The organism is Haloarcula amylovorans, assembly GCF_004681185.1.
GTDB classification, from domain to species: Archaea; Halobacteriota; Halobacteria; order Halobacteriales; family Haloarculaceae; genus Haloarcula; species Haloarcula amylovorans.
This window is the reverse complement of record NZ_SRIF01000002.1, coordinates 243,363-261,038: the sequence shown is the minus strand read 5'-3', so window position 1 is coordinate 261,038 and position 17,676 is coordinate 243,363. Positions and strand designations below refer to the sequence as shown.

General features: G+C 66.8%; 21 protein-coding genes and 1 tRNA gene. 9 read left to right on the top strand and 13 right to left on the bottom strand.

Features of this window, described 5'->3' with window-relative positions; translation table 11 throughout:
* Positions 1–633, bottom strand: a complete 633-nt coding sequence (locus E4S61_RS08680; protein ID WP_167768454.1) for a rhomboid family intramembrane serine protease — start codon at positions 631–633, stop codon at positions 1–3.
* Positions 634–727: 94 nt separating this feature from the next.
* Between E4S61_RS08680 and E4S61_RS08675 the strand changes: the two genes are divergently transcribed.
* Both E4S61_RS08675 and E4S61_RS08670 read left to right on the top strand, forming a co-directional pair.
* A complete protein-coding gene (locus tag E4S61_RS08675; RefSeq protein WP_135303542.1) occupies positions 728–1,018 on the top strand; it encodes a hypothetical protein in 291 nt (96 codons plus the stop codon).
* A gap of 6 nt (positions 1,019–1,024) precedes the next feature.
* The gene (locus tag E4S61_RS08670; RefSeq protein ID WP_135303541.1) at positions 1,025–1,444 is read left to right on the top strand and encodes a GIY-YIG nuclease family protein; all 420 of its coding nucleotides are present in this window, start codon (positions 1,025–1,027) and stop codon (positions 1,442–1,444) included.
* 3 nt (positions 1,445–1,447) lie between these two features.
* On the opposite strand, the gene E4S61_RS08665 is transcribed toward E4S61_RS08670, so the two are convergent.
* The 4 genes from E4S61_RS08665 to leuS form a co-directional block, all read right to left on the bottom strand.
* Entirely contained in the window at positions 1,448–1,633 is a 186-nt protein-coding gene (locus E4S61_RS08665) for a heavy-metal-associated domain-containing protein (RefSeq protein WP_135303540.1), read from the bottom strand.
* An 82-nt stretch (positions 1,634–1,715) separates the two neighbouring features.
* Positions 1,716–1,922, bottom strand: coding sequence for a heavy-metal-associated domain-containing protein (locus E4S61_RS08660; protein WP_135303539.1), 207 nt, complete (start codon positions 1,920–1,922; stop codon positions 1,716–1,718).
* 102 nt (positions 1,923–2,024) lie between these two features.
* On the bottom strand, positions 2,025–2,666 hold the full coding sequence (locus tag E4S61_RS08655; protein ID WP_135303538.1) for a cupin domain-containing protein: 642 nt from the start codon (positions 2,664–2,666) through the stop codon (positions 2,025–2,027).
* A 201-nt stretch (positions 2,667–2,867) separates the two neighbouring features.
* Complete coding sequence (gene leuS / locus E4S61_RS08650; protein WP_135303537.1) at positions 2,868–5,600, bottom strand: leucine--tRNA ligase; 2,733 nt, start codon at positions 5,598–5,600, stop codon at positions 2,868–2,870.
* A gap of 140 nt (positions 5,601–5,740) precedes the next feature.
* Between leuS and E4S61_RS08645 the strand changes: the two genes are divergently transcribed.
* Positions 5,741–6,397, top strand: coding sequence for a lactate utilization protein (locus tag E4S61_RS08645; RefSeq protein ID WP_135303536.1), 657 nt, complete (start codon positions 5,741–5,743; stop codon positions 6,395–6,397).
* Positions 6,398–6,424: 27 nt separating this feature from the next.
* On the opposite strand, the gene E4S61_RS08640 is transcribed toward E4S61_RS08645, so the two are convergent.
* Entirely contained in the window at positions 6,425–7,645 is a 1,221-nt protein-coding gene (locus E4S61_RS08640; RefSeq protein ID WP_209309465.1) for a glycosyltransferase, read from the bottom strand.
* Between the two features lie 174 nt (positions 7,646–7,819).
* On the opposite strand from E4S61_RS08640, the gene E4S61_RS08635 reads away from it, so the two are divergent.
* Positions 7,820–9,010 (top strand): inorganic phosphate transporter, encoded by a 1,191-nt coding sequence (locus E4S61_RS08635; protein ID WP_135303535.1) that lies wholly within the window; start codon positions 7,820–7,822, stop codon positions 9,008–9,010.
* Here the strand turns inward: E4S61_RS08635 and E4S61_RS08630 are convergent.
* The 3 genes from E4S61_RS08630 to E4S61_RS08620 form a co-directional block, all read right to left on the bottom strand.
* The gene (locus E4S61_RS08630) at positions 9,007–9,438 is read right to left on the bottom strand and encodes a universal stress protein (RefSeq protein ID WP_135303534.1); all 432 of its coding nucleotides are present in this window, start codon (positions 9,436–9,438) and stop codon (positions 9,007–9,009) included. The genes E4S61_RS08635 and E4S61_RS08630 overlap by 4 nt on opposite strands.
* Positions 9,439–9,612: 174 nt before the next feature.
* Positions 9,613–9,685, bottom strand: a tRNA-Gln gene (locus E4S61_RS08625).
* A 90-nt stretch (positions 9,686–9,775) separates the two neighbouring features.
* Positions 9,776–10,372, bottom strand: a complete 597-nt coding sequence (locus E4S61_RS08620) for a homing endonuclease associated repeat-containing protein (RefSeq protein ID WP_135303533.1) — start codon at positions 10,370–10,372, stop codon at positions 9,776–9,778.
* Positions 10,373–10,486: 114 nt separating this feature from the next.
* Here E4S61_RS08620 and E4S61_RS08615 point away from each other — a divergent pair, with 114 nt between their 5' ends.
* From E4S61_RS08615 to E4S61_RS08605, 3 genes are all read left to right on the top strand, one after another.
* Positions 10,487–11,095 carry an IMP cyclohydrolase gene (locus tag E4S61_RS08615; protein WP_135303532.1) on the top strand — a complete coding sequence of 203 codons (609 nt, stop codon included), beginning with the start codon at positions 10,487–10,489 and terminating at the stop codon, positions 11,093–11,095.
* Positions 11,096–11,168: 73 nt separating this feature from the next.
* On the top strand, positions 11,169–11,867 hold the full coding sequence (locus E4S61_RS08610) for a metallophosphoesterase family protein (protein ID WP_135303531.1): 699 nt from the start codon (positions 11,169–11,171) through the stop codon (positions 11,865–11,867).
* 62 nt (positions 11,868–11,929) lie between these two features.
* Positions 11,930–12,313 carry a hypothetical protein gene (locus E4S61_RS08605; RefSeq protein ID WP_135303530.1) on the top strand — a complete coding sequence of 128 codons (384 nt, stop codon included), beginning with the start codon at positions 11,930–11,932 and terminating at the stop codon, positions 12,311–12,313.
* Positions 12,314–12,618: 305 nt separating this feature from the next.
* Here the strand turns inward: E4S61_RS08605 and E4S61_RS08600 are convergent, their stop codons facing one another.
* The gene (locus tag E4S61_RS08600) at positions 12,619–13,794 is read right to left on the bottom strand and encodes an aspartate kinase (protein WP_135303529.1); all 1,176 of its coding nucleotides are present in this window, start codon (positions 13,792–13,794) and stop codon (positions 12,619–12,621) included.
* 141 nt (positions 13,795–13,935) lie between these two features.
* Between E4S61_RS08600 and E4S61_RS08595 the strand changes: the two genes are divergently transcribed.
* Both E4S61_RS08595 and E4S61_RS08590 read left to right on the top strand, forming a co-directional pair.
* Positions 13,936–14,337 (top strand): hypothetical protein, encoded by a 402-nt coding sequence (locus tag E4S61_RS08595; RefSeq protein ID WP_135303528.1) that lies wholly within the window; start codon positions 13,936–13,938, stop codon positions 14,335–14,337.
* A 44-nt stretch (positions 14,338–14,381) separates the two neighbouring features.
* Positions 14,382–14,648 carry a zinc ribbon domain-containing protein gene (locus tag E4S61_RS08590; protein ID WP_135303527.1) on the top strand — a complete coding sequence of 89 codons (267 nt, stop codon included), beginning with the start codon at positions 14,382–14,384 and terminating at the stop codon, positions 14,646–14,648.
* On the opposite strand, the gene E4S61_RS08585 is transcribed toward E4S61_RS08590, so the two are convergent.
* The 3 genes from E4S61_RS08585 to thrC form a co-directional block, all read right to left on the bottom strand.
* On the bottom strand, positions 14,645–15,637 hold the full coding sequence (locus E4S61_RS08585) for a YndJ family protein (RefSeq protein ID WP_135303526.1): 993 nt from the start codon (positions 15,635–15,637) through the stop codon (positions 14,645–14,647). The two genes, E4S61_RS08590 and E4S61_RS08585, sit on opposite strands and share 4 nt — an antisense overlap.
* Positions 15,634–16,299 carry a DUF4166 domain-containing protein gene (locus E4S61_RS08580; protein WP_135303525.1) on the bottom strand — a complete coding sequence of 222 codons (666 nt, stop codon included), beginning with the start codon at positions 16,297–16,299 and terminating at the stop codon, positions 15,634–15,636. The genes E4S61_RS08585 and E4S61_RS08580 overlap by 4 nt, the downstream gene beginning before the upstream one ends.
* 84 nt (positions 16,300–16,383) lie before the next feature.
* The gene (gene thrC / locus E4S61_RS08575) at positions 16,384–17,640 is read right to left on the bottom strand and encodes a threonine synthase (protein ID WP_135303524.1); all 1,257 of its coding nucleotides are present in this window, start codon (positions 17,638–17,640) and stop codon (positions 16,384–16,386) included.
* Positions 17,641–17,676 lie beyond the last annotated feature (36 nt).

Sequence of the window (17,676 nt, the reverse complement as noted above, 5' to 3'; positions counted from 1 at the left end):
TCAGAACCGTGCCGGGTCGGTCGCGGGCGCGCCGTCGGCGGGTCGCAATAGGTGCGCCCGCCCGGCAAGGAAGCCGAGCAAGAGGCCGGTGAAATGCGCCAGAAGCGCGACACCGGGATTGGCGGTTAGCAGCGTTATCGCCGCGGCGAGGACGCCCCCAAGTGCCAACTGAACTCTGGGGTCGAGTTCGAACCCGCCGACGACCGTCTCGGTGATGCGGTTGGCCGCGAGCAGGTAGCCGAAGAGCCCGAAGATGGCACCGCTGGCTCCGAGGACGCTGACGTGAGCCGGAATGCCGGGCACGAACGAGCCGACGAGTCCGGCCATCGCGACCTGCGTCACACCCGAGAGCGCGCCGACGGTGACGAAGAAACCGTGAAAGCGAGCATTCGTCGTCCGCCGTTCGAGCAACAGACCAGCGAGCGCGAGGGCGGCGGCGTTGGCGAGTAAGTGCGATGGGCCGGCGTGGGCGTAGACGCTGGTGACGAGCGTCCACGGCCGGTCCAGTAGCGGGTTCGACAGCGCGAACAGCGCGCGCTCGCTGCCGACCACACCTGCGAGTTGTTGGAGGGCGAACACACCGACGATGAGACAGAGCGTGACCACCGTCGGACTCTCGGCGGGGCGTCGCATGCCCTACTGTTGTCGGTCAGCCCACAAGAAACCGCGGGTGCCGGGGCGATTCGCATCCAGAACGCCTACGTGAGTTCGCCGCCTGCACTCGCGTATGTCCGAGCTAACCGACGAACTCGCCGACGCGTTCGCCGAGGAGACCGACGACGACACCGCAGGGACCGCCGCCGAGAACGTCGCGGCCTTCGCCGAACAGTACGACGAGGACCTCACCGCCGAGGACGTACGTTCCACCTTCGAAAAAGCGCCGTACGACGAGTTCCCGCGACAGTTCAACTGGCTCGTCGGCGAACTCGCCGTCGAGAACGAGGACTGCACGGACTCGCGGGAGTTCCGGCTCGACGGCTTCGGCGACCTCGCTGCCGACCCAGAGATCGGCGCGTAACGCCCGATGGACGGCGGGACGTACACGCTATTGCTCGACCGCGTCAGCGGCGGCACCGTCGAAGTCGGCGCGCTCGGCGATCTGTCGCTTCCAGCGGGGTACTACGCCTACACCGGGAGCGCACTGGGCGGGGGCGGGTTCTCACGGGTCGACCGCCATCGCGCCGTCGCCAGCGGCGAGAACGACGCCCGCCACTGGCACGTCGACTATCTGCTAGGCGCGGCCGAAACGCGCGTCGACCACGTCGTCACCACTTCCGCGGCTATCGAGTGTGCCGTGGCCCGTCGACTGGGCGGGACCGAGCGGTTCGAGGCCGTCGAGTCGTTCGGCTGTTCGGACTGTGACTGTCGCTCACACCTCCACTACGGCGACGACTGCGAGGAACTGCTGGTGGCGGTCGAGCGCGCTCACGGGAACGCCGACTGAGCCTTAGCGGACGAGGTCGTAGCCCGCGTCGGCCGTCGCGTCGAACGGCGACTGTTCGGAGACGTCGTCCTCCGTCTCGACGGTGACCTCGCCGGTCTCCTCGTCGGCGAGGGCCGACTTGACGCCGGTGACGCCCGTGAGGGGCCCCTCGACCGATTTCTCGCACTCGGCGTACTCCAGGCCGGTCACGGCGAGTGTGCGCTGTCACATGGACGGCGATACGCCAGCGAGGCGGAAAAGCGGGGGCCGCGGGACGGGCCGAGCGAACGCCTCAGTCGACCACCGAGTAGCCCGCCTCGGAGACGGCTTCGTCGAGGGCGTCGTGGTCGACGGTGCCACTGGTCTCGACGACGACCGTGCCGGCCTCGTGGTCCGCCGTCGCCGCCTCGACGCCCGAGACGCCGAGAACGGCCCCCTCGACCGACTCCTCACAACCCGTACAGGACATGCCACTCACCGAGAGCGTGCGTTGCTCCATAGCCGGCCGTATGCCAGCGAGTCGGAAAAACGTGGGGCCCGCCGCGAACGGGGACGCGGAGACCGACCTCGAACCGAAGTGGGGCCGCGTACAGGGCGGTACTCAGCAATCCTGTGGCTCGACGTGTGTCGTCGGCGGCTCGCCGTCGGGGACACCGAGGAACAGCGCGTAGGCGACGGCCTGTTGGGTGTCGCTCGGATTCCTCGCGACTTCTTCGTGGCCACCGGGGTCGACGAACGCGTCACCAGCCGTGTAGGTGTGGGTGGTACAGGTGTGTGAGAAGACGACGTCGAGTTCGCCTTCGACGAGGGTGACGACGACCGGTCCCGGATGGGTATGCCAGCCAGTCGTCCCGCCCGGTTCCAGCGTCACCCGAGCGAGAAGGATAGTCGACGCGTCGCGGAGGAACGCGGCTTCGTCGCCGTCCTGCTCGAAGGTGACACCCAGCGCCATCCCCACGTCGTCGGTGAAGGTAGCGTGCGGGGCGAGAACGTCGATGGTCGCTCCCTCTGGCTGGTCGACCTGCCCGTCCTCGGTCTGTCCGTCGGCGGCCTGCGCGGCGGCGACGCCGCTGGTCGAGGAGAGCGCAAGCGCGCCGGCGCCGAGTTTCGCGGAGTCGGTGAGGAAGTCCCGCCGCAGGAACGGGAGGTGAGAGAGTTGGTCCGGGTCGATATCTCGGTCGCGTGTCTCGGCGGCCGGAGAGTCGGTGTCGGTGTGTTTCGGTGGGTCGGCGTCTCGTGTCATGCCATCCTCCGGGCGAAACCGCCCAAGTAGAACGACGTCACCGTCGAGCGTAGTTATTTACCGGCAGAAACACCGCCGCCAGAGTTTGTCACACGGTACCAATTAGCAAGCTCACGTGACCGCCGCTAAGACGAGGTTACCGTGGTCGCGAGGGTCATCGCGACCGCCGACCGGAATTCGGACGGCCGCGTCGGGTTCCGCTCAGGAGATGTGGATAGCTGGCTTGTTGGGCCGAGCTTTCCGGGCCAAGTCGTCGTCGCCGTCGGCCCGCCGCACGGTCACGTCGGCGCCGAACTCGTCCTCGAACAGCCACGCGGCCTGCGAGAGCACGTCGAGTTCCCGGTCCCCGTCGACGACGGGTTCCAGACCCGCCCCGCGGTCGGCAAGGGCGGCGGCGTAATCGGCGGCGGCGTCGCCGTGCTGTTTGATGGACTCCTCGCCCATGATTTCGCCGACGATTGCGTCACCGGGGTCGGCCTCCTGAGCCATGCGGTAGGCGCGGTACTTCCAGTCATCGGCAACGACGATCTCGATTCGCTCGGGGTCTTCGATGTCGACCACGTCGGTGATGTCGCGCACGTCGTCGAGCGTGGTCCGGACGAGTTCGCGCTCGATGCGGTACCACTCGACGTCCCGAAGCGATTCGGGCCACGGGGCCTCGGCGACGAGGCCGTCCTCGTCCAAGCGGTGCCACAGTTCCTCGGCCAGCGCCGGCGCGATGGGCGCAACGAGTTTCGTCAACACGCGTAGGCCGCGGCTGTAGGCGAACCGGTAGGGCGGTTCGTAGCTGGCGTACCGGCGGAGTAACCGAGCGAACCGCTGGAGTTCGCCGACGACGCGGTGGAAGCGAAAGCGGTCGTATTCGTCGGTGACGGCGGCGATAGTTCGGTCGATCTCGCGTTCGAGATAGGCGTCGTGGGGGGCGCTCTCCGTGCGGTCCGCCGGCGGCCCGGTCGCCTCATCGCTCGCACGGTCCGAACGGCCACGCATCGCCGTGTACTCGTCGACCATCTCGTAGAGCGTCTGCTGGAAGTCGTAGGCCGTCGAGACGTCCTTGACCGTCCACTCGAAGTCCTGTGCGGGGTGGGCCGCCGAGAGGACGAACAGGCGCGTGGTCTCCGCGCCGTACTCGTGGGGCGCGACGGCGTTGCCCTTCGATTTGGACATCTTCTCGCCGCTGTGGAGCACCGTCCCCTGATTGATGAGTCGGTCGACGGGTTCCCGACGGTTCAGGAGGCCGAGGTCCGCCAGCGCCCGCGTGAAAAAGCGGATATAGAGGAGGTGGAGGACGGCGTGTTCCTCGCCGCCGACGTAGACGTCGACGGGGAGCCACTCGTCCGCGGTCTGCTGGTCGAACGGCGCGTCTTCGAAATGGGGAGACAAGTATCGCAGGAAGTACCACGAGGAGTCGACGAACGTATCCATCGTGTCCGTCTCACGGGTGGCGTCACCGCCGCAGTCCGGACAACTGGTCGCCTTCCACTCCTCGGCGGCGTCGAGTGGATTCCCGGTCGTCTGGACGTACTCGGGGAGTTCGACGGGCAACTCCTCGTCGGGGACCGGGACGCGCCCACAGTCGTCGCAGTTGACGATTGGAATCGGCGTCCCCCAGTAGCGCTGCCGAGAGATGAGCCAGTCCCGCAAGCGGTAGGTCGTCGCCTCCGAGGCGGCGTCGGCGTCGAGGAGTCGGTCCCGAGCGGCCGTACTCGCCAGGCCATCGTACTCCCCGCTGTCGGTCAACATCCCGTCGTCGGTGTAGGGTTCGTCGGGGAGCTCCGTCTCGCTGCCGTCGACGGGTTCGACGGCCTGTCGGACCGGCAGGTCCTGTTCGGCGGCGAAGGCGTGGTCGCGCTCGTTGTGTGCGGGCACACCCATGACCGCGCCGGTCCCCACGTCGTCTAAGACGTAGGCGGCGACGTACACCGGAATCTCCTCACCGGTGAACGGGTGGGTCGCCACGAGGTCCGTTTCGACACCACTCAGGCCGGCGTCGTCCGTCCCGGCGACCGACTCGACGTACGCCGCGACCGACTCGTCGCGGTCGGCAGCCTCCCGGGCGAGTTCGTGACCTGGCGCGAGCGCGAGGTACGTCGCGCCGTAGACGGTGTCGAGGCGGGTCGTGAACGCCTCGACCGTCTCGTCGTCTGCCGACGCCGAGGTGCCGCTCACTCCGCCGACGTCGAACGCGACCGTCGCGCCCGCCTGTCGACCGATCCAGTTGCGCTGGCTGTCCCGGACCCCCTCCGGCCAGCCGTCCAAATCGTCCAGTCCGTCGTACAGTTCGTCGGCATACTCGGTGATAGTGAAGAACCACTGGTCCAGTTCTCGCTGGGTGACGGCGGTGCCACAGCGCCAGCAGACGCCGCCGGCGTGGTCGTGGCCGTGGGTTCGGCCGCGTTCGTCTTCGACGCCAGCGGGCGTCTCGACCTGTGCGTCTGCCAGCACGGTTTCACAGTCGGGACACCAGTTGACTGTCGCCGCGTCGTACTCGACCAGCCCGGCCTCGTGGAGGCGGGTGAACAGCCACTGGTTCCAGCGGTAGTACTCGGGGTCGCAGGTCGTTATCTCGCGGCTCCAGTCGTAGCCAAAGCCCATCTCCCGGAGATCGTCGCGCATCCGCTCGATGCAGGCGCGGGTCCACGATTCGGGGTCCGTATCACGCTCGTAGGCGGCGTTCTCGGCAGGCAGGCCGAACGCGTCCCATCCCATCGGGTGGAGCACGTCGTCGCCAGCCATCCGGCGGTATCGGGCGTAGGCGTCGGTAATAGCGTAGTTCCGGATATGCCCCATATGCAACGACCCGGAAGTGTAAGGAAACATCCCGAGGACGTACGTGGGGTTCTCGGCCGTGTCGGGACACTCGAAGACCCCCTCTCGCTCCCAGACGTGCTGCCAGTACTCCTGGACCTTCGCGTGGTCGTAGCGGCGCGACATTCGATACCTCTGAGTGGGTCACACGGGCACATGAGTGTTCGGCCGGTCCGTCTGGAAATCGTTCGTCGGGTAACACCCGCGTAACCCGGTGACAGCGGCGTCCGCGAGCGCTTTTCACGGTCCCCGACGACCAGCGTATTGTGTCCCAGAACAAGGACGGCTACGCCGACAGCGTCTCCTACGACGAATCGCTCGACGAACACCCCAGCGACGAAGAGCTCAACGCGGCAGTCGAAAACCTGCAGTCACGCGGCTTCGACGTCGTCGTGGTCGAAGACGGCGAAACCGCGCTCGACGAACTGCGAGAGCGCATCCCTGCGGGGGCGTCTGTGATGGACGGCCACTCGACGACGCTCGAAGAGATCGGCTTCATGGAGTACCTCATGGAGGGCGACCACGACTGGGAGAACCGCCACGCCGAGGTGTACGGCATCGACGACGACGCCGAGCGTCAGCGTGCCCGCCGCGAGGCACAGGCCGTCGATTACTTCCTCGGGAGCGTCAACGCCATCGCCGCGACCGGCGAACTCGTCGCCGCCGACGCCTCCGGCAGTCGCATCGGCGCGTACCCCTTCGCCGCCGAGAATCTCCTGCTGGTCGCCGGCACGAACAAGATCGTCGAGGGTCTAGACGCCGCGCTCGACCGGTTGGAGGGCGTGGCGTTCCCGCTCGAAGACGCCCGCGCGGAGGACGCCTACGGCACGGGCAGTATGATCGGGAAACAGCTCATCTACCGGCAGGAGGCCGAAGAAGGCCGAACGACGCTCATCCTCGTGAAGGAGTCGCTCGGTTACTGATACCGTCGGCTGTAACGGCCGCGACTGTTAGCTCCCGCCGCGACGGACTCTTCGAGCGACATCGTGGACGCCGTCACCGACGGCGCGTACCAGCCGCCCAGATGCGGCCGCCGCTTGGCTGGCAAGCGTGCCAACCTGGGCGGGATTCCGCGTCGAAGCGACGTCGGCCGTCGCCCAGACAACTGCCGTCGCCAGCGCCGGAACGCCGACGAGCGTCCCGAGACCCGCCGCCGTCGCAACTTCACAGTCGGGATCCGCACGTCGTTCGACCGCCGCGGTCGATGTGGTCGTCGCGGTTTCGCCCAAGTCGGCCAGCACTCGCCGTGCGACGTCCCCCGCACCGTTGTCGAAATCGGGCGCTTCGAGCGGACGCTCGATGGCTTCGAGCGCCGCGAGTGAGTCATCGACGACGGTGAACCCGGTCACGTCGAACCGGTCGAGCCAGTCGGCGACGGCGTCCTGTTCAGCCGTCTCCGGGAAGACCACACAGGGCGTCCCCGCGACGGCGGCGTCCATTATCGTCGAGTAACCTGAACAGACGACGGTGTCTGCCCCGCGGATATACGGGAGGAGGGACGGAACCGCGTCCCAGTCGTCGTCGGCGACGTTGATGACGTCGTATCCATTCGACCGGAGGCGGTCTGCGAGGTGGTCCAGCGAGGAGAACTGGCTCGGGACGACGACCACGTCCGCCGCCTCGCGGACCCGCGGTTCGCCGTCCAGCGCGACCGGTGGGATCCGGGTCGCGCGGTCGGGGTCGGCCGACGACTTCGGCCAGACCGCGGGGTAGAAGAACTCCCGGGCGGCCGATAGCTGGAAGGTGGTGTGAAACTGCGCGCCCAACCGCTCGATGCGGTCGCGGTACAGCCCCGGCATGTCGTGTTTCAAGACGTACAGCGGCACCGAACACTTGGCCGCGGCCATCGCGGCGAACATATCGTCGGTGACCAACGCGTCGGGTGAGACGGCGTCAAGCCACGCCCGATAGTCGGCGATACGGCCGAGACTCGCCGGGAAGCTCTGGCTGACTGTCTGCCAGACGGAGCCGTCCTGGTACGTATCGATGTAGTCGACTGTCGTCGGTTCGAACTCGTCGTAGCCGTTGAGTTCGACGAACTCGGTGCCGGCACCGCCGCCAGCCATCCGAACCGTGGCACCGGCCGACTGGAGGGCGTCGGCGATACCGAGCATCCGCGTCGCGTGTCCCGCACCTTCAGGGTAGTGCGCGACGGCGATAGTCGGGGACATATCACTCGAACGTTGTTTTCCGAGTACAATGATATGAGTTTTGTGATCGCACGACTTGCCGATATGCTTTGAAATTACAGATGAATGAAGGAGCTGCGCGAACGTTTATCCGCCGTCCGTGTGAACGGCAAGCAATGAGCGCGAGCGGACCGTTCCGGGGGGCCTGATTTCCCGGTGGCGGACGCGGTGTTCTGGGCACTGGTCGCGTTGGCGACGGTGACTGGGCTGGTGACGGCGTGGGCACTGGGGGCCAACAGCAACTCGCCGCCCTTTGCCCCCGCCATCGGCGCGAACGCCATCTCGACGATGCGGGCCGCCTTCCTCATCGGCATTCTCGCGGCGCTCGGCGCACTCACACAGGGCGGCAGCATCTCCGAAACCGTCGGTGCCGGGCTCATCGGGGGCGTCCAGATAACGTCGCTTGCGGCGACCGCCGGTCTGTTGACCGCGACGGCGTTCATGGCCTTCGGGGTCTACACGGGCTATCCGGTCCCCGCTGCCTTCGCCACGACGGGTGCGATGGTCGGCGTCGGCCTCTCACTGGGCGGCACTCCCCTCTTCGACACCTACCGTCGAATCGCGACGTTCTGGGTGCTCGTCCCTCCCGTTTCGGGCGGGCTCGCCTACCTCACTGCGACGCTGTTGCGCCGCGACGACGTGCCCGAGACCGTCGGCGTCCCGCTGCTCGCGGCCGTCGTCGGCGGCATCGTCGCCAATGCGGAGCTGAGCGTCATTCCCGCACCGCCCGGCGCGACCCAAAACTCGCTGGCCGGCTTCGCTGCCATGCTCGTCCCGCTGCCAGGCGTCACCCTCATCGCGTCCCTTCTCCTCGCCGCGCTCAGTTTCGCGTTCATCCGCAAGCGCACGCAGGCGTCCGTCGACCGCGGTATCAAGACGTTTCTGGTCGTCCTCGGGAGCGTCGTCGCCTTCTCCAGCGGCGGGAGTCAGGTCGGACTGGCGACCGGCCCCCTCGAAAACCTCTACCGGGCGGAACTGGGTCTGCCCGGCCTCGTCCTGCTGGCGGTCGGCGCGGTCGGCATCCTCGGCGGCGCGTGGATGGGCGCGCCACGGCTTCTGCAAGCGACTTCCCGCGAGTACGCCCAACTCGGTGTGCGCCGCTCTATCGCCGCGCTCGTTCCGGGATTCATCATCGCCCAGCTCGCCATCGCGCTGGGCATCCCCATCTCGTTCAACAACATCATCATCTCCGGCGTCATCGGCGGCGGCCTCGCCGGCGGGTCGGCGGGCGTCTCCCGCCGGAAAATCGGCGTAACGCTCGGCTTCTGGCTGATAACGCTCGTCACCTCCGTCGCCGTCGGGTTCGGCCTCTACCGGGTGTTCGCCGCGGCGTTGGGGCCAGCCTAGCGGACGACGGTCACCGTCACCGGCGCTTCGCTAACCACCGCCGTCGAGACCGTCCCTAGCAACCGTCGGGCCAGTTCGTTGCGCGACCCGCCGTGGCCGCCCATCACTACCTGGTCGACATCGTGGTTCTCGACGTACTCGACGATGGTCTCGGCCGGGTCGCCCGTCTCTACTGCCGTCTCGACTTCGCGGCCAGCCTCCTCGGCTCGTCGCTTCGCTCGCTCGATTACCGCCTCGGCGCGTACCGTCGCCTCTGTTTGGCGCTCCTCGCCGGGTTCGAGGACGCCGCCCTCGCTCATTCCGCTATCCAACGGCGCGACGACGTTCAGCACCGACACCCGGCAGTCGAAGGTGTCGAGCGCGTGGACCAGCGCCTCGTCGGCCAGCGGCGACCCGTCGAGCGGAACGAGGACGTGTTCGGGAGCCATAGCGTACCTCGGACGGCCAGTCACAAGTAGCCGCCCGCTAGATGGAGACGGTGCTCGTCGGTCGTTCGCTGAGAAATAGTCCATCCTGGATTCGAACCGATGAAAGACTCGTCTCCTCGTCTTTCAGGGTTCGATTCTACTGTCTGCTATTCGCTTCTCATGTCCGTCGCAGAATAGTTCCGGAAGGATTCGAACCTTCGTCGTTGCCCCCAGAAGGCAACAGGATTGGCCGCTACCCCACGGAACTGTGACACGTTCGCCACCATCCGCGTCTGGTGGCGTACATCCCAGTATATCCGGCTGTCGTATTTCAGTGTTGCGGAGTCGAGCAAGCGTGTCAGCCGTCGGCATCCAACGACGTCGGCTCTAGTGACCGGACGTGTGGCGGAATCTCGTAGTGTTCTTTGCGGTGACAGTTGGCACAGAGGATGTCACACTTTGCCATCTCCGCTCTGAGTTTCGCCTTCGAGTAACCGTGCGTCACCATTTCGGAGACAGTCATCTCTTTGTCCGCCTCGTCACGGTGGTGGTAGTCGAGACAGGCTGGATCGGTCTCGTCACAGCGAGTGCAGCCATCGCTATCTCGTTTCCGTTCGTGGACCCACGCTCGATGGCGCGCCCGCCTGTCCAGTGTTCTGCGACCGTTCCACTCCCGGTTCTTGTAGTGCCAGCGTTGGTCCTGACTCAGGTCGGCCCACGTCAGCCCCTCCGGCAGTCGCACGTCATCCGGTTTCGATTGTACTCGACTGCCGCGAGAAGCGTTCGTCGCCAGTCCCGCTTCCTCTTTGGCCGCGTTCCAGCTACCCATCACGCGTTGGATGGTCGCCGAGGCGGGTGTCAGTCCCAACTTCTCGTACTGCGCTTTCGTCGGCGACTCGTCGAGGTCGGCCGCTGCTCGTCGCAGCGCGCGAACGCAGTCGTCCGGTGTGGTCATACACCGGTTCCCCGCCCGTTGGTATTTCAACGCTCGGTGGCCGTGTACCGATATCGCCGTTTCTCGCGGGCGGACATCGACACGGCTTTGCCGCGTTGGCCGCCACCGTGGCGTATGTACGTTGGACGTTTCGTCGTCGTCGGGCCGACCGTCGGCGCGTACCGAGTCTCCTCGCGGTCATTCCCGAACCGGCAGGCAACCGAACGCGGCGACACCGTCACCGTCGAACCGACGCCGGACGCCCCCGAGACGGACAACCCCTACATCTCCTACAACGGGGTCCGCGTCACCGAACGTGGTGCCGTCGTGGGCAACGGGTCGCACGTCGACCCTATCGCCGAGAAACTCGAACTGGGATATCCCGCACGGGACGCCCTGGCCGAACCGCTGCTGGCGCTGGACTTCGAGAAGGACGACTACGACACGCCGCGCATCGCCGGTGTCGTCGGTATCGATGAATCGGACCCGACGACGACTGCCGACGGGCCGGGTGCGGTCATCGGCACCGTCCGCCGGGACGCCCTGCTCGTCGAGGAAGTCACGGAACCGACGCTGGTCGCGACCTACGAGGAGGATAGCCCGACGGCGTTCGATCTCGGCGCGAGCGACGCCGAAGGAGCGGCCCGCGAGGTGTACGACCACGAGTTCGAACACGCTGTCTGTGCGGCCGGCGTCTCCGGGTCGGCTGGCGACTTCGACATCTCAGTGTACAACGGCGAGTGACAGCGCGGTTGGCGGCACACAGTAACTGAGTCGGTGGCGACACTCAAGGGTCTGGACCTGTTAGGCGGTGACAATGAAACTTGGTGTCATCTCAGACATCCACGGCAATCGGGTCGCGCTAGCGGCGGTCCTCTCGGATATGCCGTCGGTCGACCGGCTGGTCTGTGCCGGCGACGTCGTCGGCTATAACCCGTGGCACGCCGACTGCGTCGACGCGATGCGCGGCGAATCGGGCGGCCTGCCCGAGGGCGTGCCGTGGCCCGACGAAGAAGTGCCGACGGTGATGGGCAACCACGACCGAGCGGTCGCCGAGGACAGTCCCTTCGCGTTCAACGACATGGCCCGAGCTGGCGTCGAACACGCCCGCGAGCAGCTCGGCGACGAGCAACTCGACTGGCTGGCCGAACTGCCCGACGAGCGACTGACCTGTGACGGCCGCGTCAAGCTCGTCCACGGCCACCCCGAGGACCCGGACCACTACACCTACCCCGAGGAGTTCGGCCCTGAACTGCTGGACGAGGAGGACGTGCTGGTGATGGGCCACACCCACCGCCAGTACCACGAGGTGTACGACGAGGGCATCGTGCTGAACCCGGGTAGCGTCGGCCAACCGCGCGACGGCGACTACCGGGCCGCGTACGCGGTACTCGATCTGGACGAGATGTCCGTCGAAGACCGCCGCGTCGACTACGACACCGACGAAGTCATCCACGCCGTCGAGGACGCCGGCCTCCCCCGACAGATCGGCTTCCGACTGACACAGGGACGATAGCGCCGGAACCGAGCGGTCGTCGGTCCCACAACTGGTTTGACAGATCTTACCGAAGGAATTGTATGGAGAACCGTATCACCGAGGCGGTCGCCGGCGGCGCGTTCGCGTTCCTCGCCGGAGCCCTCCTTTGGCCCCCGAGAGCCGTCTACTGGACCGCTCTCAGCGATCGCGTCGGAACCGCTCCGACGCTTGCACTCGTTGCCCTCCTCGCCGTCGCCGCCGGTGCCGCGTTCTCCCGAACGATCGGTATCCCCACCACTTCGCTCGCCGCCGGCGGCCCCCTCGCGTATCTGGTCGGGATGGCGCTCGTCGAACGCGCGATGACGCCGGACAGCCCCGTTCACTTCCTCCTGTATGGCGCGCTCTTGTGCTGTCTCCTCGTCGGGTCGGCCCTCGCCAGCCGCTTCGGGACTGACGCCGACCGGCGGCCAGCGGTCGGCAGTTGAGAGCGGTGCAGTGGCCGGGAGCGCGCTCCGTCGCGCGAAGACGGGGAAGGGCAGGCTGGCCTGAGAGCATCCGGCGGCGAAGCCGCCGGTTCACGCGAATCGCGCCGCGATTCGCGTCTTTTTCGCCCACGTTCATCAGAGCGAAGCTCTGATGCAGCCTCTTGGAGAGCAAAGCTCTCCAATGGTCGGCGAATCTTCGATTCGCCTCGACATCAGAAGTCTTCGACTTTTGAGGACGTTTTTCAAGGAGCGGTTCGAGCGCGCTCGGAGAGCGCGACTCGAACCCGACGAAGAAAAAGGTGGTCTCAGAAAACGCTCTGAACCAGCTCTAGAGCCTGCTCGCGGTCGTCCCACGGAACGAACACCGAAACGGAGGTGGCCGACGTGATGACGTCATAGAGGTGGATGTGGGCGTCGGCCAGCGGTTCCATGACCTGGTAGGGGAGTGCGGCCTGTCCGGGGTCGCCGCCGGTGACGCGGATGACGGCGATGTCGTCTTCGACGGTGACAGAGGAGAGCGTCTCGTCGTCGACGATGCGGTCGTGGAGCAAGGCTTCCACGTCGTCGGCGTCGTCCTCGTCGACGTAGAAGGTCAGCGAGTCCATCCCCGAGGAGTTGGCCTCGATGTTGATGCCAGCGTCGCCCAGCGCCGAGGCGAGTTCGCCGAGGATGCCGGGACTGTTACGGATGGCGCGACCGGCGACGGTGACGCAGGCGGTCGGCTCCTCTTGGAGGTCGATGAGGTTCTGGAACTCGCCCTCGATGGAGGTGCCGCCGGTCAGGAGGTCGCCGTGTTGGTAGTGGGTGACGCGAACGGAGAGGTTCGAGTCCTTATACGAGAGCGCCGAGGGCGCGACGACTTCGGCCCCGCGGAAGGAGAGCGAGCGGAGCTCGTCGACGCTGATTTCGCCGACGTTTCGCGCGCCCTCGACGACGCGGGGGTCGCCGGTCATGACGCCCTCGACGTCGGTGACGATGACGACTTCGTCGGCGTCCATGTAGTTGCCGAGCATGACCGCCGAGGTGTCGGAGCCACCGCGGCCGAGCGTCGTCACGTTGCCCTCGTGGTCCTGTGCCAGGAAGCCGGTGATGACCGGGACGACGTCCCGCATCTGGCCGGCCAACGCGTGAGCGCGTTTCTGTGTCTCCTCGACGTCGACCTCGCCGTACTCGTCGGTGATGATCGGCCAGTCGTCGCTCCCGGGTTCGAGGAAGACCGCCTCGATACCGCGAGCGGCCAGCGCGCCCTTGAGCATCCGGACGGAGGTTCGCTCGCCCATCGAGACGATCTCGGCGCGGTCGGCGGCTTGGGCGTCGTACTCGATGTCGTCGAGGAGTTCGTCGGTCGTGTTACCCATCGCCGAGGCGACGACGCCGACCTCGTGGCCTTGTTCGACGGCGGCCGCGATGGAGTCGGCGGCCCGGTTGATTCGGTCGCCGCTGCCGAGACTCGTTCCGCCGAACTTGGCGATTACGCGCATCGTACCACCGAAACCGTGCGTGCGAGAGTCATTGCCGTCGCGTTAGCCGCCACTCGGGATAACTGTGTTCATCTTCCCGTCTACCATCGGATGGTACTGACCGACACACCGTTTATTTGCATGGGACACAGAGAGTCGGGCATGGAGATACGTGACGCCGTCGAAGCAGACGCCGGGCGTCTCGCCGACCTCGCGGATTTCCCGCCGGACGTGATGCGAAACCTGGTCCACGACCGGACCGTCCGCGTCGCCACAGAAGGGGAAGACGACACCGTCGGCTTCGTTAGCTACGACGCCAAACGTGGTACCGTCCACGTCACACAACTGGCCGGGTCCGCCGAGGCCTGTGAGCGACTGCTCGACGAACCCATCGCCTTCGCCGAACGGGAACGCATGACCGTCGAACTGCTCGTCCCTGACGGCGAGTCGGCCGTCGAATCTGCCGTCGAGGCGACAGGCTTCACACGCACGGGGGAGGGGCCGCGGTTCGAGGGGAAATCGACGGTTCGGTACCGTCTCGAACCGGGTCGCGCGGAGCAGTAGCGGCCCACCACAAGACGTATTCTACCGGCCTGTGAGCAGGAGTCATGGTCGACGCGGATAGCATAGTCACCGGCACGTTGGCGACTCTCGTCGCTGTCGTCGTCGTTGGCCTGCTGTTTCTCGGACCCGTCGGTTGGCTGCTGGCCGCTCTCCTCGTCCTCGCCACGTTCGTCCTCGCGGATTTCAGTGGCGTCTTCGAGGAAGCGGCGAAGCGGCCACGCGAGCGGCGAAACTGCGCTGACTGTGGAGCGCCCAATTCCGTCGAGCGAGATACCTGCAAGCACTGTGAGGCTGCCCTGGAAGACGGCTAATCGGCCGAACGAACGGACGGCACCGCCAGACGCCACCCGATAACGCCCAGCAGCCCGAACCCGAAGGCGTTGAGCGAGCCGTGGAGGGCGACCATCGTCGAGATGTCCAGGCCCACGTCGACACTGGTGAACGTAGCGATGGCGTAGCCGAGCGCCAGCGCCATCGAGGCCGGAAGCGCCAGCACCGACGCGCCGAGGAGCAGTCCCTGCGCCGGCGGGCTGATCGGGACGAGACGGACGAGGACGTACCCACCGAACAACGCGACGGCAACCGTGAACCCGCCGACGGCGACCACCTCGATTAGCGGCGAGAAGGAGATGCCGACGGCGATTATCGCTGGCCCCAGCAGAATTACGCCGACGAGGGCGGCAAACGGCGGGGTTCGCGCCGGAAGCGCACGAGCGGTCAGCCCTGTCATCACGGGCAGAACGAACCCAGCGTAGTGGAAGTGAATCGCCGTCAGCAAAATGATGGTACGACCGAACCAGAAGGTGAGATTCAGATGGTACAGTAGGAGCGCCACCGCGCCGACTGAGACGTACGCGAATCCCGCGTTGATCGACGTCTCGGGTAGTCGCCGGTCGCTCGGTGTGTGTTTTAGAGTGCGGTCAGCGGCCGTCAGCCCGAGCAGTCCGGTCACGACCAGCCACGGAGCGGCGAGAGCCGCGGCAGACGAACCGTTCATCGGGAGCGCCAGCGACACCGCAAACAGGGCGGCTCCAACTGGTTGGAGCCAAACGGCCCCAGCGTACAGCCGACCGGCGAATCCCTCGAAGGGCGGTTGGGCGGCCATCCCGACGCCAAGCGGGACCAACACGAGCGGTGCCAGCGCGAGTGCACGTTCGACCGGGCCGAGCAGTCCCGCGACGACGAGCGCGAACCACGCAACCGCGCCGACGGCAGCGCTGAGGTCGGTGAGAGCGATGTCGCCGAGAGTCGGACGAGGAGCGACCGCCGTCACTGAGGGCCGCCCGACGCCGTCGGTCATCGCGGCGGAAGCGTCGGGAGCGTGCGAATCGGGCGGAGGTCCGGGCCGTCCTCGCGGTCGTCTCGCGCCTGTGTAAACGCGCCGCGGTAGCTCAGAATGTGCCCGGCCAGTACGTTCTCGACGGTGGCGAGGACGTGGTAGCGTTCGTCGCTCTCGTCGTAGCGGTCGCGCACCTCGACGCCGGCCGCGAGCGACCCCGGGAGCCGGAGGTACCGGTCGCCGGTATGGAGCCACTGGCGGCCCGCTTCGACGACGAGCGATCCGGCCTCGACGCGGGGATGCAGTTCCGTTGCGACGAGCCCGCCACGACCCAGAAAGTCCAACAGGCGCTCGCCTTCGGCGTCCCACACCGTCACGGAATCGAAGTGTCGGCGCGTCTCGTCGAACTCGAAGGTCCGATGGGTCGTCATCGCCTCACGCCCGTCGAGGCGATAGCCGACCGTCGTCACGCTAAAGGGCACGCCGTGGCCCGCCTCGGGAAACAGCATGTCTCGGCTCGTCATCGCGTACAGCGCGGGGAGGACGTGAGTGCCCCGAGAGATATCCATCCGGCCCGTTCCGACCGTGACGCCGTCGTCGGGACCGATGCTGTATCGCTCGCGCACCTTCGGATGGAGGTCAGCGGTCGCCTCACCCAGTGCCCGCTCGTAGACGCCAGTCATGTGTATCGGCTTGATTTCTCGTCGCGCAGTGATAAGAATTGTCCGCGAACGGAGCCGAGTGCCGGAAACTAACAGGAAGCGTCGTCAGTTCTCGTCCAGCAGGTCCAGCACGGCTTCGGTGCTGTTGTCGACGGGTTCGGGGTCGTTGCCGGCCTCGGCGGCCGCGTCGGGGTCTTTCAGGAGGTGGCCGGTCGTCAGGCAGACGACCGACTCGTCGTCGGAGACGACGCCGCGGTCCCGCAGTTTCCGGAGGCCCGCGATGGAGGCGGCGGAGGCCGGTTCGACGCCGACGCCCTCGCCAGCGAGGTCGCGCTGGGCGTCGGTGATCTCCTCGTCAGAGACGGCGACGGCCGTGCCGCCGGTCTCGCGGATGCCCGGCAGGGCCTTCGGCGCGTTGACGGGGTTACCGATGCGGATAGCCGTCGCGCGGGTCTCGACTTCCTCCCAGCGTCGGGTCTCGTCGTTGCCTTCCTCGATCGCTTCGACCATCGGCGCGGCCCCCTCAGCCTGTGCGCCGGTGATTCTCGGAACCTGGTCTTCGGTGATTTCGCCGGCCTTGACGAGTTCGCGGAAGCACTTGTACAGCGCCGCGGTGTTGCCTGCGTTGCCGACCGGGAGGACGATACGGTCGGGGTACTCGCCGTAGTCCTCGTAGTGTTCCTCCATAATTTCGAGGCCGATAGTCTTCTGGCCCTCCAGCCGGAAGGGGTTCAGCGAGTTCAAGAGGTACGCCTCGCCGCGCCCGGCGAGGTCCTGGACGATGTCCAGACACTCGTCGAAGTTGCCGTCGACTTCGAGGATGCGAGCTTTGTGGAGCGCCGCCTGTGCGATCTTTCCGGCGGCGACCTTGCCGGCGGGGAGCAAGACGAGCGTCTCCATGCCGCCGCGAGCGCCGTAGGCGGCTAGTGCCGCGGAGGTGTTCCCGGTCGAGGCACAGGCCAGTCGGCCGACGCCGATCTCCTTTGCGACGCGGACACCGACGGTCATGCCGCGGTCCTTGAATGACCCCGTGGGGTTCATCCCCTCGTGTTTGACGCGCAGGCTCTCGACGCCGACCTCCTTCTCGATTCGCGGAACGCGGTGCAGCGGCGTGTTGCCCTCGGGCAGCGTGACTCCCTCCTCGAAGGGGAGTGCGGCGCTGTAGCGCCAGACGCCCTCGCCCTCGAACTCGTCGAAGGTCGGCAGGTCGGCGTAGCGCGCCTCCAACAGCCCGTCACAGTCGTCGCAGGTGTAGCGGACCTCCTCGAAGGGGGCGAACGACTCGCCGCACTCGATGCAGGTGAGCCAGACGCCGTCGTCAGCCACCGACGGGACATCGTCGGTGAGTTGCAGATTAGCCATTGTCGGGGCGAATGCCCCCAGCGGGCAAAAGTGGGG

Excerpts from the sequence above, each read along its gene's own strand:
- E4S61_RS08680 (WP_167768454.1), bottom strand. The coding sequence starts at position 633 with ATGCGACGCCCCGCCGAGAGTCCGACGGTGGTCACGCTCTGTCTCATC.
- E4S61_RS08675 (WP_135303542.1), top strand. The coding sequence starts at position 728 with ATGTCCGAGCTAACCGACGAACTCGCCGACGCGTTCGCCGAGGAGACC.
- E4S61_RS08670 (WP_135303541.1), top strand. The coding sequence starts at position 1,025 with ATGGACGGCGGGACGTACACGCTATTGCTCGACCGCGTCAGCGGCGGC.
- E4S61_RS08660 (WP_135303539.1), bottom strand. The coding sequence starts at position 1,922 with ATGGAGCAACGCACGCTCTCGGTGAGTGGCATGTCCTGTACGGGTTGT.
- E4S61_RS08655 (WP_135303538.1), bottom strand. The coding sequence starts at position 2,666 with ATGACACGAGACGCCGACCCACCGAAACACACCGACACCGACTCTCCG.
- leuS (WP_135303537.1), bottom strand. The coding sequence starts at position 5,600 with ATGTCGCGCCGCTACGACCACGCGAAGGTCCAGGAGTACTGGCAGCAC.
- E4S61_RS08640 (WP_209309465.1), bottom strand. The coding sequence starts at position 7,645 with ATGTCCCCGACTATCGCCGTCGCGCACTACCCTGAAGGTGCGGGACAC.
- E4S61_RS08630 (WP_135303534.1), bottom strand. The coding sequence starts at position 9,438 with ATGGCTCCCGAACACGTCCTCGTTCCGCTCGACGGGTCGCCGCTGGCC.
- E4S61_RS08620 (WP_135303533.1), bottom strand. The coding sequence starts at position 10,372 with ATGACCACACCGGACGACTGCGTTCGCGCGCTGCGACGAGCAGCGGCC.
- E4S61_RS08615 (WP_135303532.1), top strand. The coding sequence starts at position 10,487 with ATGTACGTTGGACGTTTCGTCGTCGTCGGGCCGACCGTCGGCGCGTAC.
- E4S61_RS08610 (WP_135303531.1), top strand. The coding sequence starts at position 11,169 with ATGAAACTTGGTGTCATCTCAGACATCCACGGCAATCGGGTCGCGCTA.
- E4S61_RS08605 (WP_135303530.1), top strand. The coding sequence starts at position 11,930 with ATGGAGAACCGTATCACCGAGGCGGTCGCCGGCGGCGCGTTCGCGTTC.
- E4S61_RS08600 (WP_135303529.1), bottom strand. The coding sequence starts at position 13,794 with ATGCGCGTAATCGCCAAGTTCGGCGGAACGAGTCTCGGCAGCGGCGAC.
- E4S61_RS08595 (WP_135303528.1), top strand. The coding sequence starts at position 13,936 with ATGGAGATACGTGACGCCGTCGAAGCAGACGCCGGGCGTCTCGCCGAC.
- E4S61_RS08590 (WP_135303527.1), top strand. The coding sequence starts at position 14,382 with ATGGTCGACGCGGATAGCATAGTCACCGGCACGTTGGCGACTCTCGTC.
- E4S61_RS08585 (WP_135303526.1), bottom strand. The coding sequence starts at position 15,637 with ATGACCGACGGCGTCGGGCGGCCCTCAGTGACGGCGGTCGCTCCTCGT.
- E4S61_RS08580 (WP_135303525.1), bottom strand. The coding sequence starts at position 16,299 with ATGACTGGCGTCTACGAGCGGGCACTGGGTGAGGCGACCGCTGACCTC.
- thrC (WP_135303524.1), bottom strand. The coding sequence starts at position 17,640 with ATGGCTAATCTGCAACTCACCGACGATGTCCCGTCGGTGGCTGACGAC.